This is a genomic window from Salinisphaera sp. C84B14, from assembly GCF_040361435.1.
Taxonomy (GTDB): domain Bacteria; phylum Pseudomonadota; class Gammaproteobacteria; order Nevskiales; family Salinisphaeraceae; genus Salinisphaera.
Genome location: NZ_APNL01000001.1, coordinates 124,999 through 149,033, shown reverse-complemented (window position 1 = coordinate 149,033; position 24,035 = coordinate 124,999). Strand labels below are relative to the sequence as shown.

Here is a 24,035-nt window from a genome sequence, read left to right as displayed (position 1 = left end):
TTTCAGTGTGGCCGAGTCAGAAAATCGCCGGAATCAGTTACGCGACTTGTCGACGATCTTGTCCTTGGCGATCCACGGCATCATGCCGCGCAGCTTGTCGCCCACACGTTCGATTTCGTGCTCGGAGGCCAGACGACGGCTCGCCTTGAGCGTCGGGTTGCCGGCCTGATGCTCGCCGATGAACTCGCGCGCGAACTTGCCGGTCTGGATTTCCGACAGGATCTTGCGCATCTCGGCCTTGGTTTCTTCGGTGATCAGACGCGGGCCACGGGTGATGTCACCGTATTCGGCCGTGTTCGAGATCGAGTAGCGCATGTTGGCGATGCCGCCTTCGTAGATCAGATCCACGATGAGCTTGACTTCGTGCAGGCACTCGAAATAGGCCATTTCCGGCTCGTAGCCGGCTTCCACCAGCGTTTCGAAACCGGCCTGGATCAGGGCGATGGTGCCGCCACACAGCACGGCCTGCTCGCCGAACAGATCGGTTTCGGTTTCGGCACGGAAGCTGGTTTCGATGATGCCGGCACGACCGCCGCCGTTGGCCACGGCATAGGCCAGGGCCACGTCCTTGGCCTGGCCGGAGGCGTCCTGGGCCACGGCGATCAGGCTCGGCACGCCGCCGCCCTTTTCGTAGGTGGCACGCACGAGATGACCCGGGCCCTTGGGCGCGATCATGATTACGTCCAGATCGGCACGCGGCTCGATGAGCTCGAAGTGCACGTTGAAGCCGTGCGCGAAGCCAAGAGCTGCACCCTGCTTGATGTTGGGCTCGATCTGCTCGTTATAGAGCGCGACCTGATGCTCGTCCGGGGTCAGGATCATGACCACGTCGGCGCTGGCGGTCGCGTCTTCGATGCTGGCGACCTTCAGGCCGGCGTTTTCGGCCTTCTTGGCCGAAGACGAGCCTTCGCGCAGGCCGACCACGACATCGACGCCGGAGTCCTTGAGATTGTTGGCGTGGGCGTGGCCCTGCGAGCCATAGCCGATGATGGCTACCTTCTTGCTCTGAATCAGGGACAGGTCGCCGTCCTTGTCGTAATACGCGTTCATGCTCAAGGTCTTTCTCCTGCTTTCTTAAGGAATACGGCGAATTGAATGCCGCAATGTCTTGAATGAGTTAGAAATACTCGACGGAATCGTCCGTCGGCTCCTGATAATGCAGCCCTTCGGCGCCCGGGGTCATGGTAACTGCGCCGCTACGCGCCAGCTCGACGAGCACGTCGGCCTCTTCGAGCGTGGCCACGAACGTGTTCAGGCCCGCGCCGTCGCCGAGATAGCGCAGCGTCGCAAGATCGCCGTGGCGGCTGATCTCGGCCACGTCGTAGGGATCGGCCAGCGCCTCGATCGACGTGCCGCTGTCTTTGACGCGGACCTTGATCAAAGCGAGTTCGAGTTCGAGATGGGCGTCGCCGGTCATATCCAGCACGTCGATGACGTCCACGAGCTTGAGCAGCTGGCGGTTGATCTGTTCGACCACGTCTTCGGTGCCGGTCGTGGCCAGGGTCAGGCGCGATACGGTGCTGTCTTCGGTGGGCGCGACGTTGAGGCTTTCGATATTGAAGCCGCGCTGCGAGAACATGCCCGCCACGCGCACGAGCGCGCCGGCTTCGTTGGCCATCAGAACCGATATGACGTGTCTCATCCCATCCCAGCCTTGATTTCAGGCGGCTTCGCGCGCGTGCAAACGGCGCAAAATACGCCCAATACCCCGGCGAAGCAACCGAGTCGCCCGGGTTTGCGTAAACCAGGCGCCGATGCGTGCCTGTTGTGCGCTATAATCGCCTGTTTTCCACGCCGTCATAGGGTGCACCCATGCGCAACGCCCAGTCTGCCGCCACGCCGTCCGATTCTCATCCGCTGTCGGGGGCCCAGCTCTCCGGTGCGGAGATGATCGTACAGGTACTGGCCGACGAAGGCGTGGATACGATCTTCGGCTATTCCGGCGGCGCGATCCTGCCGACCTACGACGCGATCTTTCGCTACAACGCCGACAACCACGACCAGATGCCGCTGATCGTGCCCGCCAACGAACAGGGCGCGGGCTTCATGGCTGCCGGCTATGCGCGCGCTTCCGGCAAGGTGGGCGTGGCCATGGTCACCTCCGGGCCGGGCGCGACCAACTGCGTCACCCCGGTACGCGACTGCATGGCCGATTCGGTGCCGATCGTGCTGATCTGTGGCCAGGTCGCCCGCGCGGCGGTCGGCACCGATGCCTTCCAGGAAGCCCCGGTCTCCAACATCTTTTCCAGCGCGGCCAAGCACGTGTTCATGGTCACCGACCCGGACAAGCTGGAAGCCACCGTGCGTACCGCCTTCGAGATCGCGCGCTCGGGCCGCCCCGGCCCGGTGGTGATCGACGTGCCCAAGGACGTACAGAACTGGGAAGGCGCCTATCGCGGAAGCGGCGTGCTGGCGGTGCCCGGCTATCGGCAGCGCATGCGCGCGCTGCGCGAAAGCCAGCTCACCGACGACAAATGCGCCAAGCTCTTCGAGCTGCTCGCCCAGGCCGAGCGCCCGCTCATCTATGCCGGCGGCGGCGTCATCAATGCCGATGCCGCCAGCGAGCTGTCCGCCTTCGCCCAGGCATTCGGTATTCCGGTGGTCACCACGCTGATGGGTATCGGCGCCTTCGACACCACCGACGCGCTGTCGCTGCACATGCTCGGCATGCACGGCACGGCGTTTGCCAACTATGCGGTCGAAGACTGCGACATGCTCATCGCCGTGGGCGCACGCTTCGACGACCGCGTGGCCGGCGTGCCGGACAAGTTCGCGCCCAACGCCAAGTCGCTGGTGCATTTCGATGCCGACGCCTCCGAGATCAACAAGGTCAAGGCCGTGGACTGGCATCATGTCGGCCTGTTCGCGCCCAGCCTGTCGCGCGTTCTGGCCTATGGCCGCGAGCACGGCTTTTCGGCCGACTATTCCACCTGGCACGAAGAAGTGGCCGCACTCAAGCGCGATTTCGCCATGAACTACGACCGCGACACCGCCCTCATTCAGCCCTATGCGGTTATCGAAGAAATCAATCGCAATACCGGCGGCCGGGCGGTCATCGCCACCGGCGTGGGCCAGCATCAGATGTGGGCCGCCCAGTATTTCGATTTTCGCGAACCACGCCTCTGGCTGACCTCGGGTTCGATGGGCACGATGGGCTTCGGCCTGCCGGCCGCGATCGGCGCTGCCTTCGCGCGCCGCGACAAGCTCGTCATCGATATCGACGGCGATGCCTCCATTCGCATGAACATCGGCGAAATGGAGACGGTGACCACCTACAACCTGCCGGTGAAAGTCGTTGTGCTCAACAACAACGGCGACGGCATGGTCAAGCAGTGGCAGAAGCTGTTCTTCAAGGGCCGCCTGTCCGCCTCGGACAAATCGCTGCACAAAAAGGACTTCATCAAGGCTGCCGAAGCGGACGGTTTCGAATATGCCGTACGCCTGAGCGACCCGGCCGACATGGAACGCGTGGTCAAGGAGTTCCTGGAATTCCAGGGCCCAGCCTTCCTGGAGGTCGTGGTCGACCCCGATGCCGGCGTCTACCCGATGGTCGGCCCCGGCAAGGGCTATAAGGAAATGATCACCGGCGACCACATCAACAACCGCTACGATCCGTCGGGCGGCGAGCGCGAAATCGGCGCTTCGGAGATGTTCTAAAGCTTAGCGCACGCCCAAGCGACGATCCGGGCGGGGCCGTATAGGCCCCGCCTTCTTGTGCGTGCGTGGTGGAAAAGCGGCAGCGGCCAGTACCCTCGCCGATGCTTCGATTGCGCCCCCGGCCTAGCGCTGCGTTGCGCGCCAGGCGCCGGGGCCGGACTCGCTTGCAGGTCAAACACCACAGTCGGCGCGTTCGACCTTGATCGTACCCAGCTCCGACCCGTCGGCCAGCCGGTATTGGTAGGCCACGCGGAAATCGTTCTGCAGCATGCGCCGCAACCGACCTTTCTCACAGATGATCTGCTGAATACCGTCGCCATAGCGCGCCATGAAATTATCGGCATCGAGGGTGTCCGACAGCGGCGGCATCAAGGTGTAGTTGAACTGCAGCATGTCGCCGTTAACCGTGGTGCTTTCCAGCCGCGTGCTTTCATCCACCTGACTCGGCAAATCGACGTTGATCTGCTCGGACACCTTGTCGAGAAATGCCGTGCGATCCGCGGCCGAGTCGTCCACGAAATAAGGGGCGACGACATAGCCGATCAGCCCGAGGGCGACCAGGATAACTAGCCCGCCGACCACTGCGGCGGCTTTGGAAAGATTGTACATGGCGACCGCCTGTTCCTTGTCGTATCGAGTTGTGCCGCCCGTATGGACGGCTGTCGACAGGCAGGGTACACAGGCAAGGCGTATGCCGCTCGGAACACGAAAAAGGCGGCGGCCCGATCGTTACCGGGTCGCCGCCGCGCCGACCGCTACGTTCGGCCCGGCATGAAAACTGTGTGCCTGCCGGGCCGATCGGACGGCTAGTCGATCCGAAAGCGCAGAATGCTGCGGCGCAGCGCTTCGGCCTGCTCGCGTAGCGACTGCGAGGCCGCAGCGGCCTGTTCCACCATGGCCGCGTTCTGCTGGGTCATTTCGTCCATCTGGGCGACGGCCTGGTTCACCTGGCCGATGCCGTCGGACTGTTCGCTCGTGGCATTCGAGATATCGGTCATCAGGCCCTGGGTCTGCTCGACGTGTTCGCCCAGCGTTGCCATGGAGCTGCGTGCCTGCTCTACCCGCTCCGAACCATCGCGTGCCTGTTTGACCGAGCGCTCCGTGAGACTGGTGATGTTCTTTGCCGCCTCGGCCGAACGGGCCGCGAGCTTGCGAACTTCCTCGGCCACCACGGCGAAGCCACGTCCGTGCTCGCCCGCGCGCGCGGCTTCTACCGAGGCGTTGAGGGCCAACAGGTTGGTCTGAAAGGCGATGCCGTCGATCACGGTGGTGATCTGGGCGATCTCGTCGGCATTGCTACGAATATGATCCATCGAATCGACCACGTCGCCGACCAGCTGCCGGCTGTTATGCAGCGCCGTGCCGCTTTCGGTGGCGATGGAGCTGGCATGACGCGTCGTTTCGGCGTTGTTGGCGACGGTCGCCGTCAATTCTTCCAGACTGGCTGCGCTCTGCTCCAGCGCCGCCGCCTGCTGTTGGGTGCGCGAGGACAGATCCGAGTTTGCCTGCGCAATCTCGCGTGCTGCACCTTCGATGGAGGCACTGCCATCACCGATGCCTGCGATCAGCTGGGCAAGATCCCGGCGCATCTTCTCGACGCTGCCCAGCAGGCTGTTCTCACGCGATGCGTCCAGGTCGAACGAGGTCGCCAGATCGCCGCGGGCCACGTTCTCGAGCTGGGCGCGCGCTTCATAGGTTTCGCCGCCCAGATCACGATAGATCGAGCGAGCAAGGTAGACCAGCATGAGGATCATCAACAGGCCGAACGCACCCAGCACCAGCGCATACTTGAGCAGCTGGTGGCGGAACGTCGCAGAGATGTCGTCGATATAGACGCCTGCCGCGATGGTCCAGTTCCAGGCTTCGAAACGCTCGACAAGACTCATCTTCGGCAGCTCGGGCCCGCCGGCGACGCGCTGGGTCGAATAGTAGACAAAGCCCGCACCATCGGTGTTCGCGACTTCGTTCATGCGGCGATACACGAATATGCCGTCCTGATCCTTGACGTTCGATAGGTCCTCGCCGGCATCCAAACGCGGATGAGCAACGGCCTGCAGGTTGGAGTCGAAGGCAAAGACGTAGTTCGTGCCATCTTTACCGAAGTGCATACTCGACAACGCGGCCGCGGCGCGGCTCTTGGCCTCGTCCACGCTTATTGCGCCGCTATCCGCGGCGGTCTTGAACCGCTCCACGATATGCACTGCCATATCCACGGTGTCGCGCAGGCCCTGTTGGCGGGAGTCGTACAGCTGACCCCGCGACTCCCAGGCCACGTCCGCCACAACCGCCGCGAGGCCGAGCACCAGCGCAGCCGCAACCCAGCCAATCTTGTGCTTGAGCGGCGTATAGCGTTTGGGCTTCTTTGTCGGCGCGCTCGAGCCGACCGTCTCGGTCGGAGAGTCTTCAGTCATAAGCGCAGGCGCAAAACTCGGATCGGATGCGACAGTTTTCATGATTACCTTTTGCGCATTTAAGTTGCGCGCAATACAAGTTGCACAGTGAGTATCGGCCGCCCGTACTAAACCTTTAGTCGTATAAAAGCGATCCGCGGCCTCAGCCAACGATCCGGCATTGATGCCACAATGGCGTCGGAACCCGGGCCCGACGGGTTTCACCCGCATACGCCGCCGTGTGGACACTGCCGTCTGGCACCGCGTCACCCCATTCAAATGCCGCAGGGTCTCGCCTTGTCGAATAAAACCATCCTGCGTGTAGCCCTGCTCGCGCTCACCGTGCTCGTCTTCGTACTCGGCTCGACCGTATTCGACCTCGGACAACTGTTTCGCGATACGCGCAGCCAGTTCGAGTCGCTTGGCTGGGCAGGCCCGGTGATCTTCGCGCTGATCTACGGCGCGCTTGGCGCCCTCGCCGCGCCTACTGGCCTGGTGGAGTTGATCGCGGGCGCCATATTCGGGTTCTGGACCGGCAGCGCTGCGGTTATGGCCGGCGCCCTCATCGCGGCCAACGTGGGCTTTGTATGCGGGCGCTGGCTGGCACGGGACTGGGTATCGAGCAAGGTGAACAGCAACCGCCTCGCCCAGCAGATCGAAGCCGCCGTGGAGCAACGCGGCTTCGGGATCACGGTGCTGATTCGCCTGTCGCCCGCGGTACCGTTCAATCTCACCAGTTATGTGCTGGGTGCCAGCACGATTCGCTGGACCACGTTTCTAGTGGCGACCGTGCTCGGCATGCTGCCGATCAAACTGTTTCTGATCTGGCTGGGCGCGAGCGGCCAGAAACTGCTTGGCGCGACCAATCCCACCGAATGGGGCACCAACGAATGGCTGCTTTACGGCGGCGGCCTCGTGGCGACCCTTGTCGTTGTCGTGCTTATCGGCTGGACCGTGGCACGCACCAGCCGGCGCGTGCTGCGCGAGGCCGAGCAACAGCGCGACGACTAAGCCACGACTACGCCGCTATCGTTGGTTGTCGCCGACGCTGTTCGGTCAACGCGCAACGACATATCGACGAGCCATCAATGGCCCAGGCCAGCAGCGATAACCGCGGCCGATAGCCCTGTGTCTAGCGATTGCGGACGGGTTACGTTACGTCAGTAGCCTTTTCGTCCTTTTTCGAGCGCCTTGATGCGTGCGGCGGCCAGCGCCAGCTCGTACTCGGCACGTTCGCGATCGATCCGATCATGTGCCTGGCGCAGGGTCGTCCGTGCCTTTTCGCGTGCTTTTTCCGCCGCGGCTTCGTCGATATCGGCTGCGCGCTCGATGGTATCGGCGAGGATCGTCGCAAGATGCGGCAGCACTTCGAGAAAACCACCGGACACGAAATAATTGGTCGATTCCTCGCCAGCATTGACCAGGCGCACCACGCCCGGCTCGATGCGGGTCAGCATCCGGGCATGGCCCGGCGTAATACCGACGTCGCCGTACGCGGCCGGCACCACGATCATATCGGCCCTGCCGGAAAAGATCGGCCCCTGAACCGGGCACACGATCTCCACCGGCATCTGCTTTCTGTACTCTTCTGTCGCCATGGTGTCAGCGATACCTCACGCCGGCATATTGCGTACTCACACGAGTGCCGGCATCCCCGGCCACAATGGCTTCTATATCGGCCAGCGAACCGATGACGGCGGTGCCGCCCGTGCGCATGGCATAGCGGCACGCCGCCCCCACCTTCGGCCCCATCGAGCCGGCCGCAAACTGGGAGGCGTCCAGCGCATCGGGGGCTGCTTCGGCGATAACCTGTTGATCGGGCTTGCCCCAGTTTACATAAACGCCGTCCACATCGGTCGCGATAAGCAGCAGGTCGGCCTCGACCTGCTCGGCGAGCAGCGCGGCACAATAATCCTTGTCGATGACCGCTTCCACGCCACGCAGCTGACCGTTGTCGTCATACACCGTGGGAATCCCGCCGCCGCCTGCACAGATCACCACGCAGCCTTTTTCCAGCAGCCACTTGATGGGGCGGATCTCGAACACGCGCTGCGGACGCGGACTGGCGACCACGCGTCGAAACATGTCGCCATCGGCCGCGATCGCCCAGCCCTTGTCGGTGGCCATGCGGTCGGCCTGTTCGCGCGTATAGACCGGGCCGATCGGCTTGCTTGGATGCTTGAAGGCCGGATCGTCGGCGTCGACTTCGACTTGCGTTAGCACGGTGGCGAAAGATGCTTCGGCCGGCAACAGATTGCCCAGCTCCTGTTCGATTACATAGCCGATCATGCCCTCGGTCTGGGCGCCGAGCACATCCAGCGGATAGGGCTCGACTTCTTCGTAGGCCGCGCCCTGCAATGCCAGCAGACCCACCTGCGGGCCGTTGCCGTGCGCGATCACGACTTCATGTTCGGGCATGATGCGGGCGAGCTGTTCACAGGCTACCCGCACATTGGCGCGTTGATTTTCGGCGGTCAACGGCTGGCCGCGGCGTAGTAGCGCGTTGCCGCCCAGAGCGGTGACGATACGCATACAGATACTCCGTAGGATCGGCCCGTGCCGATCGCGAGTGGTGCCCGGGGCGGTAAGCCCGCCCCTGCGCGGAAAGGCAATGGGGCGTCGGTGGGCTAGATATCGCCGAGAGTGGCCACGAGCACGGCCTTGATGGTGTGCATGCGGTTCTCGGCCTGATCGAAGGCGATACAGGCCGGCGATTCGAACACCTCCTCGGTGACTTCGATACCGTCCTTGAGCTGCGGATACTGCTCGATCGTCTGCTTGCCGACCTTGGTCTCGGCGTTATGAAACGCCGGCAGGCAATGCATGAACTTCACCCGTGGGTTGTTGGCCTTGTCCATCAGCGCCCGGTTGACCTGATACGGCATGAGCATGTCGATACGCTCGGCCCAGGCCTCGATCGGTTCGCCCATCGACACCCAGACGTCGGTATGGATGAAGTCGACGTCCGCGACCGCTTCGGCCGGGTCTTCGGTGAGCGTGAGCCGTGCCCCGGACTCGGCCGCGAACTGCTCGCAGGCATCGATATGCGCCTGCTCCGGCCAGAGCGCCTTGGGCGCTGCGATACGCACGTCCATGCCGAGCTTCGCGCCGATCATCAGCAACGACTTGCCCATGTTGTAGCGGGCATCGCCGAGGTAGGCATAGCTGATGTCGTGCAACGGCTTGTCGCTGTGCTCGCGCATGGTGAGCACGTCGGCCAGCATCTGGGTGGGGGGATATTCGGCGGTCAGACCGTTGAAAATCGGCACGCCGGCAAATTCGGCAAGCTGCTCGACGGTGTGCTGATCCGCGCCGCGGTATTCGATGGCGTCGTACATGCGCCCGAGTACACGCGCGGTGTCCTTGATCGTTTCCTTGTGCCCGATCTGCGACGAGCTCGGGTCGATATAGGTGACGTTGGCGCCCTGCTGATAGGCTGCCACCTCGAACGCACAGCGTGTGCGCGTGGAGGTCTTTTCGAAGATGAGCGCGATGTTCTTGTCGCGCAGGTGCTTCTGCTCGCTGCCGGTATAGCGTGCGCGCTTGAGATCACGCGACAGGTCGAGCAGATAGATCAGCTCGCGGGTGCTGTGATGCATCAGGCTGAGCAGGTGGCGGTTATGCATGTTGAAGGCCATGAGCGGCACTCCCGATTGAAAGGGTTCGAGACAGGCCAGACGGCCGATTAGTAATCGACCGCGTCGCGCGCGATCGGGCAGGTCATGCAATGACCACCGCCGCGACCGCGACCGAGCTCGCTGGCATCGATGGTGATGACTTCCACGCCGGCCTTGCGCAGCAGCGTGTTGGTGTGGGTATTACGGTCGTAGCCGATGACCACGCCCGGCTCGACGGCCACCACGTTGTTGCCGTCGTCCCACTGTTCGCGTTCCGCTTCGTAGCTGTCGCCGCCGGTCGCAATCGTGCGCAGCTGATTGAGGTTCAAGGCATCGGCGACCGTATCCACGAAGGACTTGTCTTCGCGGCGTACGTCCAGACCGGCCGGTTTCGAATCGTCGGGCCGGATACTGAACGGGGTGATCGCATTCACCGCTTCCGGATAGATCGTGACCAGATCGTGGTTGCAGAAACTGAACACCGTGTCCAGATGCATGGCCGAACGGGCCTTCGGCAAACCGGCGACGATCACTTGCTCGGCGGCGCCGTGGTCGAACAGCGACCGCGCCAGCTGACCGATGGCCTGGTGCGAACTGCGCTCGCCCATGCCGATGAGAACGACGCCGTTGCCAACCGGCATGACGTCGCCGCCCTCGAGCGTGGCCATGCCATGGCCGACGGTCGGATCGCCGTACCAGATATTGAAATCGGCGTTGGCGAAGGTCGGGTGGAATTTGTAGACGGCGGCGGTCAGCAGTGTTTCCTGGCGACGCACTTCCCAGTACATGGGGTTGAGGGTGACGCCGTTGTAGATCCAGCAGGTGGTGTCACGGGTGAACAATGCATTCGGCAACGGCGGCACGATGAAGCTCGCATAGCCGAGATATTCGCCGAACATGCGCACCAGCGAACTGCCCAGGCTTTCCGGCACATCGCGCGCCGAAACGCCACCCAGCAGATACTCGGCAAGCTGGCGTGACGGCTGCTCTTCGAGCCAGGCGCGAATCTCGCCCATGAGGCTGATACCCACCTGATCGGCCGTGATCTTGTGATCCAGAATCCAGGCGCGGGCCTCGGTGTTATCGAGCACGTCGGTGAGCAGATCGCGCATTTCCAGCACGTCCACGCCGCGTTCTTCGAGCTTGTTGACGAAATCGAAGTGATCGCGCTTGGCTTCGTTCACCCAGATCACGTCATCGAACAGCAGATCGTCGCAGTTCGATGGCGTCAGGCGCTGGTGCGCCAGGCCCGGTGCGCACACCATCACCTTGCGCAGCTTGCCGATTTCCGAATAAACGCCGAGAGGTTGCGACATGAGAGCTCCTGTCAGACAGATAGGATGAAAGGGCTATAGCGAGAGAAAACCGGCATACAGGCCGTAACCGGCGAGCACCGCCCCGGCCAGCACGACGGCGAAGATCGCCCACTCGAACGGCTGGAACACCGGCTTGGATTGCTCGTGCCGAGCCTTGGCAAACAAGGCCGCGCCCGGTGCGTAGAGCAGCGCCGACAGCAGCACGTACTGGATGCCACCGGCATAGAGCAACCACAGGCTGTAGGCCAGCGCGACGGCGGCAATCGTCATATCCTTGCGCCGACGCCCCGGCTCGCCTTCGTAGGTTTCACCGCGCCAGCTCATCAGCAGCGCATAGGCGGCCGACCACAGGTAGGGCACCAGGATCATCGACGTGGCCAGATACAGCAGGCTCAGGTAGGTCGACTCGCTGAACAGCGTGATGACCAGAAACAGCTGGATGAAGCCGTTCGACAGCCACAGCGCGTTGCTGGGCACATGGTTGTCGTTCTCGTGCTTGAGAAAGCCCGGCATGGTGTGATCGCTGGCCGCGGCGAACAGAATCTCGCCGCAGAGCAGCGTCCACGCCAGCAGCGCACCGCCCAGCGAAATCAGCAGACCGATGCTGATGGCAAGCGAGCCCCAGTGGCCCACCAGATGCTCGAGCACCCCCGCCATCGACGGATCCTGCAGGTTGGCCAGTTCCGACTGGCTGAGTACGCCCATCGAGAGCACGCTGACCGCCACCAGCAACAGCAGCACGCCGAGAAAACCGATCACCGTGGCCTTGCCGACATCGCTGCGTTTCTGGGCACGCGCGGAGTAGATGCTCGCGCCTTCGATACCGATGAACACCCAGACGGTGACCAGCATCATGCCGCGCAGCTGGGTCATGAAGCTGCCCAGATCCGTATTGCCGGTGCCCCAGAAATCGTCGAAGAACACCGATGGCTTGAACGCGAACGCCACGATGACGATGAACAACACAATGGGCACGACCTTGGCGATCGTGGCCACCGTATTGATGAACGCAGCCTGCTGAATGCCGCGCAGCACCAGAAAATGCAGCAGCCACAGCAGAACCGACGCACACAGCACGGCCGCAACCGTGTTGCCCTCGCCGAACATCGGGAAGTAGTAACCCAGGGTGCTGAACACCAGCACCAGATAGCTGACATTGCCCAGCCAAGCGCTGATCCAGTAGCCCCAGGCCGACGAAAAGCCCATATAGTCGCCAAAACCGGCCTTGGCGTAGGCATAGATGCCTGCATCCAGATCGGGCCGACGGTTGGACAGGGTCTGAAACACGAACGCCAGCATGAGCATGCCGGCGGCAGTAATCAGCCAGCCGACGAGTACCACGCCGGCACTGGCGCTGGCGGCCATGTTCTGGGGCAGGCTGAATATGCCGGCGCCGATCATCGAACCGGCAACCAGAGACACCAGGGCGCCCAATCGAAGCTTCGGTTTGTCGTCGGCCATGAACTGCGTTTCCAGGAGAGGTTCGCCGTAGCGTAGGCCTCTTCCGGACGGCCGGCGTTGACATAAATCAAAGTGTGCGCGATCTAATTTAAAGACATAATTTATTGATTTATATATTTTTTTCGGATCTTCTTGGCATGGCGACTCAGTGCGCATCGCCAAGACGGCTATTCGAACGGCCGGCTGCCGCTGTCACAGGTTCGCGACCCAGCCCGACGAAAGACGCCGCAGCAGCCCGAGGCCTTCGACTATTCGACTCTAGTCGTAAATGCGAGACAGCAAAGCTGTTTTCCCGCAGGCTCTGCGAGCGTCATGAGCGTCGCCCCGTGAATAGCGTCAAGCCCCGTACGAGGGCTCACCCGGCGTACCGCACTGTCGACTGGGAACGGGCCGACACTGCTAACCAGAAAGGAACGACACGATGGGCCTGATCGGCATTTTTGTTTCGCTCGCATTACTCATGTATCTGGCTTATCGCGGGATCAACGTGTTGATCCTGGCGCCGTTGCTGGCCCTGCTGGCGACCGTGTTCGCCGGCGGGCTACCGATACTGGCCACCTATACGCAGGTGTTCATGCCGGCGCTGGGCGACTATCTGGTCAAGTTCTTCCCGTTGTTTCTGCTGGGCGCGATCTTCGGCAAGCTCATGGCCGACTCGGGCTCCGCGCGTACGATCGCCGAGTGGTTCACCGATACCATGGGCGCACGCCATGCCATTGCCGCGGTGGTGTTCGCCTGCGGCGTGCTGACCTACGGCGGTGTGTCGTTGTTCGTAGTGGCGTTTGCGGTCTACCCGATCGGCAACGAACTGTTCCGGCGCTCGGAGACGCCCAAACGTCTGTTGCCGGCCGCACTCGCGCTGGGCTCGTTCACCTTCACCATGACCGCGTTTCCCGGCACGCCGGCGATCCAGAACGCGATCCCCATGCCCTACTTCAATACCACCCCGTTTGCTGCACCGATATTCGGCACGCTGGCAGGTCTGGGCATGCTCATGTTCGGTACGCTGTGGCTCAACCGCCGCCGGGCTCGCGCGGCAGCCGCTGGCGAAGGCTACGGCTCGCACGCCGCCACCGACGCCGATGCACAGGACGAAAACGCCAAGCGGCCCACCATGTGGCTCGCGATGGTGCCGGTGCTGGCGGTCATCACCCTCAACGCGCTGTTCACTTATCTGGTGATCCCGTGGATGGATACGGGCTATCTCGGCCAGCAAGACTATGGCAGCGCCGAGATCGGCGACGTCCGCGGCATCTGGGCAATCATCGCGTCGCTGGTGATTGCCATCGGGCTGGTCACCGCGCTCAACTGGTCGCGCTTCGAAGATCTCAAGGAGAGCTTCAACCGCGGCACTTTTGGCTCGCTACTGCCGGTGTTCAACACGGCATCGGAAGTCGGTTACGGCGCGGTGATCGCCTCGCTGCCGGCGTTCCTCGTCATTCGCGATGCGGTACTGGGCATTTCCAACAATCCGCTGTTGTCCTCGGCGATTGCGACCAACGTACTGGCCGGCATCACCGGCTCGGCCTCCGGCGGCATGTCGATCGCCCTGGAAACGCTGGGCAGCGAGTTCATGAGCCGGGCCCAGGCCGCCGGCATCGACCCGGAGATCATGCACCGCGTGGTCGCACTCTCTTCCGGCGGCTTCGATGCCCTGCCGCACAACGGCGCGGTCATCACCTTGCTGGCGATCACCGGCCTCACCCATCGACAAAGCTATGCCGATATCTTCGTGGTGGCCGTGCTGATTCCGTTCGCGCTGACTCTGCTGGTCATTCTCGGCGCATCGATCTGATCGGCCCGCGCGGGCGACCGGCTGGCGCCGGGTGACGGCCGCCCGCTGCCACCACAACCTTGCGCGCAAGATAACCGCACGCTTACGTAACTCGCTGATATCTCATCGGTTCAATATACTGCGCGCCTCATCTTTGCCGAGCGCAATGCCCAGCCCCCCAGCCGGGCGCCACGCAGGGCCGGGCGATGCACGCCACGCCCCGGCGCTCGAACCACAGCCGTGCGGATACCCCTGCCATGACCCGATCGCGCCGTCGTGCCGTTGCCCTGCCCCTGCTGATCGTGGCCCTGGCCGCCGGCCTGCCGGCGTCCTGGTTCATATGGACACTGGCCAAGGGCCACGGCGATTTCGCCGGCGGCCATGTCGATACGCGTGAATTCGCGACCTTACAATCCTACTTCCAGCGCCGCGACGATGGCCTGTGCGATCGGATTTTCGTGACCGCTAAAGCCACCTGGCTGGTTGGCGTGGTAGACAGCCCTGATTCCAGTATGGACCTGGGCGGGAGTACCGATCTGGCCGAACTGATACGCGGCCACGATGGCGACAACGGCGGCGCTGCCTATGGCGTATTCGGCGCGGCGACGGGCGCGCGGGCCAAGTATGGCTATATCTCGCGCTTGAACGACAACGGGCAATTCGACCTGGTGGCCCGCCTCAACTCGTCGGCCTGCATGGCCGCGGGCGGGCCTGACGGACGACGGGTTTACGTTCTGTCCGGCATGGAGCGCCCGGATAACGCTTACGATAACGACGGCCCGGCCAGCCGCCAAGACGCCGTGTTCGCCACGGCCGATCACGGCGAGAGCTGGCAATGGCAGCGCGAGGGTTTCATGGTGCCTTCGTCGATCACCGCCTGGGGCGTACGCCCCTACCGGGATGCCTACGATACCGTTTGGGCGTGGGCGCGCCTGCCGCGTACGCAGGTCACGAACGGCAAACCCATTGTCGACGGCGACGGCAGCGGCCTGTACTACTCCACCGACGAAGGCCGCAGCACGACCGAAGTCGTACAAACCTCGCCCCTGGTCGCCAGCCGCCAGGAACTGGAGGCACTCAAGCCCGCCGGTATGAAACTCAACGGCGAAGCGGTGGTGGGCGAGGTCACCCCCCACGTCATGCGCCTGGGCGTCGATCGCGCCGCCGTTTGGGTGTCCCAGCAGATCGGTTATAGCGACCCAACGGATACGTCGCCCTACAACGCCGGCGCCTTGCACCTGCTGCGCTACGCCAAGCTCAGCCGCAGCGGCGACGAATGGCGTATGGGCGACGTCGAACAAAACAAGGACATGGAAATTCAGGCCATGGGCCAGGGCCCGGACGGGCGCGTGCGTGCCGTGGTGCGCATGGCCGGCGAAACCGGCAGCCATATCGCCCGTATCGATCCGGCCAGCCTCGAAATAAACACGGCGGCCAAACTGCCCGGGGCTTTTGCGCCGCTCACCTCCAGCGAATATGTTCGCGGCTTCTGGGTGGGCAAGCACAGCATGGTGGTCAACGTCGGCAGCAGCTACCGGGTACCGACATGGATCAACGTCGGCGAATGGCTCTCCGGCGACGAGGCCCATATCTCCGGCAACGCCGTTTTCTACAGCGTCGACGATGGCCGCTCATGGGACCGATTGGCGATCCCCGGCTACCAGGGCGTCCTCGGGTTCGACGCCGCCACCGATCGGCTGTTCTGGCACAAGGGCGGCTCCTACGAGGACAAATCGATCCAGGTCGATCGCCTGGCCGAAGACTGACGCGGTCACCGCCGCTTGGCAGCGTCGACCACGGATGCGGCGCCATGTACAGGCCCGCGACGGCCGTAACGCGCCACTGCGGGCCGTCTAATCATTCCGTCACGGGCCGCGCGGAGCCGTCGCCGCGATGGCGCAGGCGAACCCACACCGTTGCGATATAAACGAACAGGAACGTCGCAATCATCAGTTCCTTGACCTCGCCGGCGTTGATATCCATCGGCCAGACCACCTCGCCCGCGATGGATTCGCTGATTTTCTGCGGGATGGACGAAAACGCCGCAATAAGGCCCGCCGGCACACAGGCCATGCCCGGCATGATCCAGTAAGCGAAACTGCCGCTTTCATAGGTCTTGCCGCGGGCCCGGCGTACCAGCGGGATGATGGCACCACCGATCAGCGCCGCCAGCGTGAGCAGGTTGCGCGGCAACTGATCCAGCAACGAGCCGACCACCCCGTTCGAGTTGTGGAGATTGGTTTCATTCTGGTTGTTGAGTGCGGCCCACTGCTCCGGCGCATCCCAGCCCATCCAGTGCTGCCCCCAGCTGGCTTCTTCGCCGCCGAAATAAATACAGCCCAGACAGAACAGACCGAAGAACAGCAGCAAGCGCTTGTCGCCCAGTGAACGCAGCTTGCTCAACACCAGCAGACCGGTAACCAAGGCCAGTACCAGCACCAGTACCGTACCCTGCTCCGTGGCACCTGATTCATGCAGTATGTAGCGGTCGAAAAACTCGAACGGCATCAACGCCCGCAGGACGTAGTGGCCGAAATACAGTACCGTCGGCACGCCGACCCAGAACCAGGCCGGCACATCGCTATCACGCAAGTCCTTCATTCGTATGGGCTCTCGCTTCAGATCTACGAAAGCCAGCGACTATACCCCGCCAAACTCCTGCACGCAGCAACAAAACTGCAACAAGGGCTCGCCTCTCGCTATGGGCGCCGCTCCACCGCAGGCACAGGCGAGCGCTACGCCGCGTGCTGGGAAAGGGTGGCGATAATGGGCGCACCGTCGGTCACGACCACCGTATGCTCGAACTGCGCCGAGCGGCTGGCCGGATCGCCCACCAGTGTCCAGCCATCGTCGGTTTCCGATACGAAAGTGCTGCGCGTGGATAAAAAAGGTTCGACCGCAATCACCTGGCCGTATTCCAAGCGCCGCCGATCACTGCGGTCGTAGAAGCCGAGAATTCCTTCCGGCTCTTCGTGCAACGAGCGGCCCAGCCCGTGCCCGGCCAGATTCTTGATGATCTTCAGCCGGTGTTTTTTTGCCACCGCCTCGATCGCCTTGCCGATCCTGTTGATGGGCGCACCCGTGCGCACCTCCGCCAACGCGCGCTCCAGCGCCAACTCGGTAGCCCGACACAGCGTCGCCTGCTCGTCCGCCACCGGCGCGACCACCGTCGTACCGCCGGTATCGGCAAAATAACCGTCGCGCTCGGCCGAAACATCCACGTTCACGATATCGCCCGCAGCAATCACCCGTTCGCCCGGCACCCCGTGGGCGGCCTCTTCATTCACGCTGATGCAGGTAAACCCCGGAAAGTCGTAGCACTTAATCGGCGCCGAGGTGGCCCCCAGCCGCGCCAACATCTGCCCGCCGATTGCATCCAGCTCGAGCGTTGTCATCCCCGGCTGGACCGCTGCCAGCATGGCGTCGCGAATCTCGGCCACGATACGGCCGATGGCGAGAATACCGTCGAGATCTTTCTGGTTTTCGATGGTCATGGGCGTCTTGAAGCGCTGATTGAGCGCCCATGATACCCGCCGGTGCCGGCCGGGCGCCGTGCGTAGCCTATGGGAGGCGCCGCCGAGAGTGCGAGCTCAGCCTAAAGCGCGAAAATTCGGACCGCCCTCGCACAGGACTGGCTACATCGGCCACGAGCCAACACGCGAACCCACAATTACGAAGAGCCGGTTGCCCGACGACAACCGGCTCGATTCAAGAATTGCTGATCGGTCACCGCTCAAGCGACCGGACAGAAACCACGGCGTCCGAAGGCGTACTCAATCAACGCTTCTCGTACTGCTTGTTACCGAACATATTCTCCATCGCATCCTTGTCCTTGCTCAGGTCGGTGTGATGGTCGGCCAGGACCTGCAGCCCTTTCTTGACGTTCTCGCGATCACCAATCATTTCGAACCAGCGACGCACGTTCGGGTAGTCGTCGATATTCACGCCCTGGGTCTCGGCGCTGCGTAGCCACGGCCAGGTCGCGATATCGGCAATGGAATAGTCGTTACCGGCCAGGAACTTGAAGTCGGCCAGGCGGCGATCCATGACGCCGTAGATACGGTTGGCCTCGTTTTTGTAGCGCTTGATGGCGTATTCGATCTTCTCCGGCGCGTACTTGTTGAAGTGGTGCGCCTGGCCGAGCATGGGGCCGACGCTGGCCATCTGGAACATGAGCCACTGCATGACGTCGTTACGCTTGACCGTGTCGGTCGGCAACAGGCGACCTGTTTTCTCGGCCAGATAGATCAACATGGCGCCGGATTCGAACAGGGCGTACGGCTTACCATTGGGGCCGTCCTGATCGACCATCGCCGGGATTTTGTTGTTCGGGCTGATCTTGAGAAATTCTTCGCCGAACTGGTCGCCCTTGCCGATGTTGATCGGGTGGGCGGTGTATTCGAGGCCCATTTCCTCGAGCGCGATATGAATCTTGTGCCCGTTGGGGGTGGTCCAGGTATAGAGATCGATCATGAACGGTCCTTCGTCTTTCGACGTATGCTTGTATTCGCTATATACAGCCTGATGTTGCAGGGCATAGGCGATTATTCAAGGCGGGCGCCGCCGATCGGTGGCGCCGCACCGCACAGGAGCATTGCATGAAGATACTTGTTGCAGGTTCGCACGGGCAGATCGGCCAACGCCTCATCCAGGCCATCGCCCAGAGCGACCATACCTCCGTGGCCATGATCCGCAGCGCCGGCCAGGCGCCGGAGATGACGGGCCTGGGCGCACACGAAACCGTCATTGCCGATCTGGAGGACGATTGCAGCGAGGCGCTGGCGAACGTCGATACCGTGGTCTTCACCGCCGGTTCCGGCGGTCATACGCCGCCCGAGAAAACCGAGGACGTGGATCGTCACGGCGCGATTTCGTTGATCGACCAGGCGGTGGCCAACGGCGTGCAGCGTTTCATCATGGTGTCCGCCATGAATGCCGATACGCCGGAGAAAGGCCCGGAATCGATGCGGCACTACTTCGAGGCCAAGAAAGCCGCGGATGACCGGCTGCGTGCGGCCGGCCTGGATTACACCATCGTCCGGCCGGGCAAGCTGACCAACGACGCCGGCACGGGCAAGATCGAGCTGGCCGAGTCGCTGGGCCGGACCGGCGAGATTACCCGTGACGACGTAGCCACCCTGCTGCTCGCGCTGGTGGATGCGCCGGCCTCCTATAACCGCACGCTCGAAGTGCTGGCCGGCGATACGCCGATCACCGACGCCATCGAATCGCTGCAAGGGCTATGAGCGAGACGTCGAACGAACGCCCCACCCGGCTGATGTTCGATGCAGACACGGCCGTCGCGCATCTGCGCGCGGTCGATCCCACCCTGGGCGCCTTGATGGACCGCTGCGAACCGTTCGCCCCGTCGACCACGGCAGCGCCGGATGTCTTTCATTCGCTGGTGCGGGCGATCGTCTACCAGCAGCTTTCAGGCAAGGCGGCCGGCACCATCCACCGCCGCCTGCTCGACGCGCTGGGCGGCGGCGATGCGCCCGGCGCACTGCGCATCGCAGCGGCCGACGAGGCCACCCTGCGCGGTGCGGGCCTGTCGCAGAACAAGATGCTCAGCCTGCAGGCGCTCGCCGCAGCCCAGCTGGCCGGCGAACTGCCGGATGAGTCCCGTCTGGAAGACTACGACGACGCCGAGTTGATCGAGCGCTATTCCGCCATTCGCGGCATCGGCCGCTGGACGGTGGAAATGCTGTTGCTGTTCCACCTCGGCCGCCCGGACGTGATGCCCATTCACGACCTGGGCGTACGCAAGGGCTACGCGATCACCTACGGGCGCGAGGAACTGCCCAAACCCAAGCAGCTGGAACGCGAATGCGAGGTCTGGCGGCCGTATCGGTCGGTGGGAAGCTGGTTCATGTGGCGCGCGCTGGAGTTGTAGCTTTGGGGTGATTGGGCTGTTGCGGGCCTGCTTCGAGCGAAGCCCTGAACTGCGAATTATCTACGCCGCTCATTGAAACCGATGGCTTCGAGCAGCCGGGCCTACGATGCTTACGAGTTTGCGGACCTTTTGTTTCGCACTGCTGTGCGAGTCACTTATATTTGCTTGTCCAAATACTAAGTAACCAACACAAAAGACACCCGGCACAGCGCCGGCTAACGCCGGTTCACTCCGATGCGCAGCGTCGACGTCGCTGCGCAAACGGAATTAATACGGGACGTCGCCTATAGTGGTCAGTCGATACGGCTATTAACGGCAATCAGAGCCGGCAGCTGCGTTCTTGTCGGCTTACGCTTCGTTAAGTCGACCTACGAGAATCGTTACTTTGAGCGAGCGGTAGCGACGCTTGTCTGTATTCGGGTCCCTTGGGCGTAGCGCCGAGCAGCGCGGAGCGCGAGCGGAAAAGACGGCCGGATGTTTGAGCGCCAGCGAGTTTCCGGCCGTCCCGCTCGCGCTTCGCGATGGGAGGGCATCGGCGCGCAGCGCCGACGCAAGACAGGGTGCCCTTCTCTTGGTTACTTCTCTTGGGCAAGCAAGAGAAGTAACTCGCACAGCAGTGCGAAACCCCAAGTCCAAATTTACCTGCCCAGTTGATCCCAAAAACTAGCGATACAAAAGACCCAGCTTTCAACACTCAAGCGCCAGACAATAAAGAAGCCCGCTCGGCCGCAGCCCGAACAGCCGCCCAATCACCGGCCGCCACAGCGTCAGCCGACACCAGCCAGCTCCCGCCCACACAGGGCACACAATCCAACGCCAGATAATCCCCGGCGGTGTCTTCCTTGATCCCCCCGGTCGGGCAGAACACCAGTTCGGGGAATACGCTGGCAAACGCCTTGATCGCGGCCGGCCCGCCGACGACCGACGCGGGAAACAGCTTCGTAGCGGTCACGCCCTGACGCTTGAGATAGGCGATCTCGCTGACCGTCTGCGCGCCGGGCAGATAGGCGATATCGCGGGCCTGCGCGACTGCGTTCACGTCGTCGGCAATGCCGGGCGAAACCATGAATTCAGCGCCGGCGGCGATGGCCTGTTCGGCCTGGGCGGCAGTCCAGACCGTGCCGGCGCCGACACAAATATCATCGACCTGTTGGGCGATCGCCTCGATCGCGGCCAGGCCTGCTTCGGTTCGTAGCGTGACCTCGATCACGCGGATACCGCCAGCCACGAGCGCGCGTGCGATTTCGACCGCCGATGCGGCATCGGACACCACCACGACCGGAATCACCGGCGCGATCGCCATCACCTGGCGTGTCTGGTCGTACTTCATTCGGCCGGCGCCTGCTCGGCGACCGTGGTTCGCGTTTCGGTCTGTGCCGGCTGGGCATCGAGCAGCGCACAGGCGCCCTCCTCGGCGGAGCCGACGTTGCGACGAAATACCGCGAACAGCTCACGGCCGAAGCCGAATTCGGTTTCGGGTTTGTCATCGAACGTGGTGGGCTCGCGCGCCTCGAGTTCGGCGTCGTCCACTTCCACACGCAGTTCGCCGGCTTCGGCGTCCAGCGCGATCATGTCGCCATCGCGAATGCGGCCAATCAGACCGCCGAGGCGCGCTTCCGGCGTGATCTGGATCGCGGCCGGAATCTTGCCGGAGGCGCCGGACATACGTCCGTCGGTGATGAGCGCGACCTGGTAGCCCTTGTCCTGCAGTACGCCGAGCGAAGGCGTGAGCTTGTGCAGCTCGGGCATGCCGTTGCCGCGCGGGCCCTGATTGATGACGACGATGGCCGTGTCCTGTTCGAGCTCGCCGGCCTGGTAGGCCTCGAGCACGTGCTCCTGACTGGGGAAGACCCGCGCCGGTGCATGGATGGTGCGGTGCTGTTTCTCGACCGCCGATATCTTGATGATGCCGCGCCCGAGATTGCCGGTGAGCACACGCAGCCCGCCAGTGGCCGCGAACGGCTCGGCCACACCGCGCAGCACGTCGGTATCGTGGCTTTGTTCTGCGCCCTCGCGCCAGACCAGCTCGTCGCCGTCGAGAAACGGCTCCTGCGTATAGCGATGCAGGCCGTCGCCGACCACGGTCGAGACATCGTCGTGCAGCAAACCGGCAGCCAGCAGTTCGCGGATCATGAACTGAATGCCGCCGGCCGCGGCGAAGTGGTTCACGTCGGCCACGCCGTTCGGGTACACCCGGGCCAGCAGCGGAACCACCGCCGATATCTCGGCAAAATCGGTCCAGTCGATCTTGACGCCCGCAGCCCGTGCCATGGCCACGATATGCATGGTGTGGTTGGTCGAGCCGCCCGAGGCGAGCAGCCCGACGATGCCGTTGATCACCGATCTTTCATCCACGATGCGCCCGATCGGGCGATAGTCTTCGGAGAGTTCGGTGATGCCCACTACGCGCTTCGCGGCCGCCGCGGTGAGCGCCTCGCGCAGCGGCGTGTTCGGGTTGATGAACGACGCACCCGGCAGATGCAGACCCATGAATTCCATGAGCAGCTGATTGGAATTGGCGGTGCCATAGAACGTACAGGTGCCCGGCGAGTGGTAGGACATGGACTCGGCCTTGAGCAGCTCGTCGCGGTCGATTTCACCGGCTGCAAAGCGCTGGCGCACTTCCGACTTGATCTTGTTCGACAGCCCCGAGGTCATCGGCCCGCCCGGTACGAAGATCACCGGCAGGTGACCAAACGACAGCGCGCCGATCATCAGGCCCGGCACGATCTTGTCGCATACGCCCAGACAGAGCGCGCCGTCGAACATGTTGTGTGTGAGTGCAATCGCGGTGGCCATGGCGATGGTATCGCGCGAGAACAGCGACAGCTCCATGCCGGGCTGGCCCTGGGTCACACCATCGCACATCGCCGGTACGCCGCCCGCGAACTGGGCCACGCCGCCGGCAGCCCAGGCGGCCTTTTTGATAATCGGTGGAAAATCGCCCAGCGGCTGATGCGCCGAGAGCATTTCGTTATAGGCCGAGACGATCGCCACGTTCGGCCGCTGCGCACCAGCGAGCGCGTCCTTGCCTGGCTTGTCCTCTACTGCAAAACCGTGGGCAAGGTTGCCGCAGGAGAGCTTGCCGCGATGCGGGCCCACGCTCTGGGCATGGTCGATCTTGGCCAGATAGGCCGCACGCGTTTCGGCACTGCGTTTGATCACGCGCCGGGTTACTTCGTCGATAACAGGATGCAGACTCATGGCTTGTCGCTCCAGCGGGCGATGCCCGCATCTAGTCGGACCAGTACACGTCGACGGGTACGTGGCCCTGATGGATCACGCCGCGAACGGGGTATTCGATCGCCGGGCCTGCCTCGCAGGCCGCGTCGTACACGCGCCGCTTGGCCGCGCCAAAAAACAGCAGATACAGCGAGCGCGTGGCCAGCAGCCGATTCAGGCTCAGGCTGATGCGTGCCGGGCCATCGCCCTCGCGTTCGGGCACCACGCATTCGGCGTCGCTTGTCATGCAGGCTTCGATATTCACGGCGTCCGGAAACAGCGAGGCGGTATGCCCATCCTCGCCCATGCCGAGCACCACGGCATCGAACGGGCGCGGCAGCTGTGCCAGCTCGGCATCGAGTTCGGATTGCGCAGCCGCCGGCGCCGGTTTGTCGCGATACAGGCCAAACAGCCGGGCCGCGTTGCCCGGCCCATAGAGCAGATGCTCGCGCAGCGCGGCCTCGTTGCTCTCGGGCTGATCGGGCGCGACCCAGCGTTCATCGCTGGGCAGTACGGTCACCCGCGACCAGTCGAGTTCGATGAGTGCAAGCCGTTCGAACAGATCGATCGGCGAAGACCCACCACTGAGCACGAGAGTGGCCCGGCCGTTATTGGCAATACCCTCGCGCAGCTGTGCCGCCAGCGCATCGGCCAGGGCCTGGGCACAGGCACCGCGATCGGGAAATGTGTTGAAGCGAGGCATGG

General features: G+C 63.2%; 21 protein-coding genes. 6 read left to right on the top strand and 15 right to left on the bottom strand.

Annotated elements, in window-relative coordinates; translation table 11 throughout:
- Positions 1–33: 33 nt before the first annotated feature.
- Positions 34–1,050 carry a ketol-acid reductoisomerase gene (ilvC, locus tag C84B14_RS00665; protein WP_348765755.1) on the bottom strand — a complete coding sequence of 339 codons (1,017 nt, stop codon included), beginning with the start codon at positions 1,048–1,050 and terminating at the stop codon, positions 34–36.
- 67 nt (positions 1,051–1,117) lie between these two features.
- Complete coding sequence (ilvN, locus tag C84B14_RS00660) at positions 1,118–1,642, bottom strand: acetolactate synthase small subunit (protein ID WP_348765745.1); 525 nt, start codon at positions 1,640–1,642, stop codon at positions 1,118–1,120.
- Between the two features lie 170 nt (positions 1,643–1,812).
- Here ilvN and ilvB point away from each other — a divergent pair, with 170 nt between their 5' ends.
- Positions 1,813–3,657: a biosynthetic-type acetolactate synthase large subunit gene (gene ilvB, locus C84B14_RS00655; RefSeq protein WP_353221435.1), complete on the top strand. Its 1,845-nt coding sequence runs from the start codon at positions 1,813–1,815 to the stop codon at positions 3,655–3,657.
- A 171-nt stretch (positions 3,658–3,828) separates the two neighbouring features.
- Here ilvB and C84B14_RS00650 read toward each other — a convergent pair whose 3' ends face one another.
- Positions 3,829–4,266 carry a hypothetical protein gene (locus C84B14_RS00650; protein ID WP_353221434.1) on the bottom strand — a complete coding sequence of 146 codons (438 nt, stop codon included), beginning with the start codon at positions 4,264–4,266 and terminating at the stop codon, positions 3,829–3,831.
- Between the two features lie 197 nt (positions 4,267–4,463).
- On the bottom strand, positions 4,464–6,068 hold the full coding sequence (locus C84B14_RS00645; protein WP_353221433.1) for a methyl-accepting chemotaxis protein: 1,605 nt from the start codon (positions 6,066–6,068) through the stop codon (positions 4,464–4,466).
- A gap of 276 nt (positions 6,069–6,344) precedes the next feature.
- Between C84B14_RS00645 and C84B14_RS00640 the strand changes: the two genes are divergently transcribed.
- On the top strand, positions 6,345–7,058 hold the full coding sequence (locus C84B14_RS00640; RefSeq protein WP_353221432.1) for a TVP38/TMEM64 family protein: 714 nt from the start codon (positions 6,345–6,347) through the stop codon (positions 7,056–7,058).
- 149 nt (positions 7,059–7,207) lie between these two features.
- Here C84B14_RS00640 and C84B14_RS00635 read toward each other — a convergent pair whose 3' ends face one another.
- The 5 genes from C84B14_RS00635 to arcD form a co-directional block, all read right to left on the bottom strand.
- Positions 7,208–7,645 (bottom strand): F0F1 ATP synthase subunit epsilon, encoded by a 438-nt coding sequence (locus tag C84B14_RS00635; RefSeq protein ID WP_353221431.1) that lies wholly within the window; start codon positions 7,643–7,645, stop codon positions 7,208–7,210.
- Between the two features lie 4 nt (positions 7,646–7,649).
- Positions 7,650–8,579, bottom strand: a complete 930-nt coding sequence (gene arcC / locus C84B14_RS00630; RefSeq protein ID WP_353221430.1) for a carbamate kinase — start codon at positions 8,577–8,579, stop codon at positions 7,650–7,652.
- A gap of 95 nt (positions 8,580–8,674) precedes the next feature.
- Entirely contained in the window at positions 8,675–9,685 is a 1,011-nt protein-coding gene (locus tag C84B14_RS00625; protein WP_353221429.1) for an ornithine carbamoyltransferase, read from the bottom strand.
- A 47-nt stretch (positions 9,686–9,732) separates the two neighbouring features.
- Positions 9,733–10,980, bottom strand: a complete 1,248-nt coding sequence (arcA, locus tag C84B14_RS00620; RefSeq protein WP_353221428.1) for an arginine deiminase — start codon at positions 10,978–10,980, stop codon at positions 9,733–9,735.
- A 33-nt stretch (positions 10,981–11,013) separates the two neighbouring features.
- Complete coding sequence (gene arcD, locus C84B14_RS00615; RefSeq protein ID WP_353221427.1) at positions 11,014–12,441, bottom strand: arginine-ornithine antiporter; 1,428 nt, start codon at positions 12,439–12,441, stop codon at positions 11,014–11,016.
- 421 nt (positions 12,442–12,862) lie between these two features.
- Between arcD and C84B14_RS00610 the strand changes: the two genes are divergently transcribed.
- Positions 12,863–14,236: a GntP family permease gene (locus tag C84B14_RS00610; protein WP_353221426.1), complete on the top strand. Its 1,374-nt coding sequence runs from the start codon at positions 12,863–12,865 to the stop codon at positions 14,234–14,236.
- 236 nt (positions 14,237–14,472) lie between these two features.
- Positions 14,473–15,981, top strand: a complete 1,509-nt coding sequence (locus tag C84B14_RS00605; RefSeq protein ID WP_353221425.1) for a hypothetical protein — start codon at positions 14,473–14,475, stop codon at positions 15,979–15,981.
- 91 nt (positions 15,982–16,072) lie between these two features.
- Here the strand turns inward: C84B14_RS00605 and C84B14_RS00600 are convergent, their stop codons facing one another.
- From C84B14_RS00600 to C84B14_RS00590, 3 genes are all read right to left on the bottom strand, one after another.
- On the bottom strand, positions 16,073–16,816 hold the full coding sequence (locus C84B14_RS00600; protein WP_353221424.1) for a hypothetical protein: 744 nt from the start codon (positions 16,814–16,816) through the stop codon (positions 16,073–16,075).
- A 134-nt stretch (positions 16,817–16,950) separates the two neighbouring features.
- Positions 16,951–17,709: a type I methionyl aminopeptidase gene (map, locus tag C84B14_RS00595; RefSeq protein ID WP_353221423.1), complete on the bottom strand. Its 759-nt coding sequence runs from the start codon at positions 17,707–17,709 to the stop codon at positions 16,951–16,953.
- Positions 17,710–17,992: 283 nt separating this feature from the next.
- A complete protein-coding gene (locus tag C84B14_RS00590; RefSeq protein ID WP_353221422.1) occupies positions 17,993–18,688 on the bottom strand; it encodes a glutathione binding-like protein in 696 nt (231 codons plus the stop codon).
- Between the two features lie 125 nt (positions 18,689–18,813).
- On the opposite strand from C84B14_RS00590, the gene C84B14_RS00585 reads away from it, so the two are divergent.
- Both C84B14_RS00585 and C84B14_RS00580 read left to right on the top strand, forming a co-directional pair.
- The gene (locus C84B14_RS00585; protein ID WP_353221421.1) at positions 18,814–19,461 is read left to right on the top strand and encodes an SDR family oxidoreductase; all 648 of its coding nucleotides are present in this window, start codon (positions 18,814–18,816) and stop codon (positions 19,459–19,461) included.
- Positions 19,458–20,108: a DNA-3-methyladenine glycosylase family protein gene (locus C84B14_RS00580; RefSeq protein ID WP_353221420.1), complete on the top strand. Its 651-nt coding sequence runs from the start codon at positions 19,458–19,460 to the stop codon at positions 20,106–20,108. The genes C84B14_RS00585 and C84B14_RS00580 overlap by 4 nt, the downstream gene beginning before the upstream one ends.
- Positions 20,109–20,802: 694 nt before the next feature.
- On the opposite strand, the gene eda is transcribed toward C84B14_RS00580, so the two are convergent.
- The 3 genes from eda to pgl are packed head-to-tail and all read right to left on the bottom strand — an operon-like array spanning position 20,803 to position 24,033.
- Entirely contained in the window at positions 20,803–21,438 is a 636-nt protein-coding gene (gene eda / locus C84B14_RS00575) for a bifunctional 4-hydroxy-2-oxoglutarate aldolase/2-dehydro-3-deoxy-phosphogluconate aldolase (protein ID WP_353221419.1), read from the bottom strand.
- Positions 21,435–23,312, bottom strand: a complete 1,878-nt coding sequence (gene edd / locus C84B14_RS00570; RefSeq protein ID WP_353221418.1) for a phosphogluconate dehydratase — start codon at positions 23,310–23,312, stop codon at positions 21,435–21,437. Before edd ends, eda begins: the two co-directional genes overlap by 4 nt.
- A 31-nt stretch (positions 23,313–23,343) precedes the next feature.
- On the bottom strand, positions 23,344–24,033 hold the full coding sequence (pgl, locus tag C84B14_RS00565; protein WP_353221417.1) for a 6-phosphogluconolactonase: 690 nt from the start codon (positions 24,031–24,033) through the stop codon (positions 23,344–23,346).
- Positions 24,034–24,035 lie beyond the last annotated feature (2 nt).

Bases quoted from the DNA above. Each gene is read 5' to 3' on its own strand.
- ilvC (WP_348765755.1), bottom strand. From the start codon at position 1,050: ATGAACGCGTATTACGACAAGGACGGCGACCTGTCCCTGATTCAGAGC.
- ilvN (WP_348765745.1), bottom strand. From the start codon at position 1,642: ATGAGACACGTCATATCGGTTCTGATGGCCAACGAAGCCGGCGCGCTC.
- ilvB (WP_353221435.1), top strand. From the start codon at position 1,813: ATGCGCAACGCCCAGTCTGCCGCCACGCCGTCCGATTCTCATCCGCTG.
- C84B14_RS00650 (WP_353221434.1), bottom strand. From the start codon at position 4,266: ATGTACAATCTTTCCAAAGCCGCCGCAGTGGTCGGCGGGCTAGTTATC.
- C84B14_RS00645 (WP_353221433.1), bottom strand. From the start codon at position 6,068: ATGACTGAAGACTCTCCGACCGAGACGGTCGGCTCGAGCGCGCCGACA.
- C84B14_RS00635 (WP_353221431.1), bottom strand. From the start codon at position 7,645: ATGGCGACAGAAGAGTACAGAAAGCAGATGCCGGTGGAGATCGTGTGC.
- arcC (WP_353221430.1), bottom strand. From the start codon at position 8,579: ATGCGTATCGTCACCGCTCTGGGCGGCAACGCGCTACTACGCCGCGGC.
- C84B14_RS00625 (WP_353221429.1), bottom strand. From the start codon at position 9,685: ATGGCCTTCAACATGCATAACCGCCACCTGCTCAGCCTGATGCATCAC.
- arcA (WP_353221428.1), bottom strand. From the start codon at position 10,980: ATGTCGCAACCTCTCGGCGTTTATTCGGAAATCGGCAAGCTGCGCAAG.
- arcD (WP_353221427.1), bottom strand. From the start codon at position 12,441: ATGGCCGACGACAAACCGAAGCTTCGATTGGGCGCCCTGGTGTCTCTG.
- C84B14_RS00610 (WP_353221426.1), top strand. From the start codon at position 12,863: ATGGGCCTGATCGGCATTTTTGTTTCGCTCGCATTACTCATGTATCTG.
- C84B14_RS00605 (WP_353221425.1), top strand. From the start codon at position 14,473: ATGACCCGATCGCGCCGTCGTGCCGTTGCCCTGCCCCTGCTGATCGTG.
- C84B14_RS00600 (WP_353221424.1), bottom strand. From the start codon at position 16,816: ATGAAGGACTTGCGTGATAGCGATGTGCCGGCCTGGTTCTGGGTCGGC.
- map (WP_353221423.1), bottom strand. From the start codon at position 17,709: ATGACCATCGAAAACCAGAAAGATCTCGACGGTATTCTCGCCATCGGC.
- C84B14_RS00590 (WP_353221422.1), bottom strand. From the start codon at position 18,688: ATGATCGATCTCTATACCTGGACCACCCCCAACGGGCACAAGATTCAT.
- C84B14_RS00585 (WP_353221421.1), top strand. From the start codon at position 18,814: ATGAAGATACTTGTTGCAGGTTCGCACGGGCAGATCGGCCAACGCCTC.
- C84B14_RS00580 (WP_353221420.1), top strand. From the start codon at position 19,458: ATGAGCGAGACGTCGAACGAACGCCCCACCCGGCTGATGTTCGATGCA.
- eda (WP_353221419.1), bottom strand. From the start codon at position 21,438: ATGAAGTACGACCAGACACGCCAGGTGATGGCGATCGCGCCGGTGATT.
- edd (WP_353221418.1), bottom strand. From the start codon at position 23,312: ATGAGTCTGCATCCTGTTATCGACGAAGTAACCCGGCGCGTGATCAAA.
- pgl (WP_353221417.1), bottom strand. From the start codon at position 24,033: ATGCCTCGCTTCAACACATTTCCCGATCGCGGTGCCTGTGCCCAGGCC.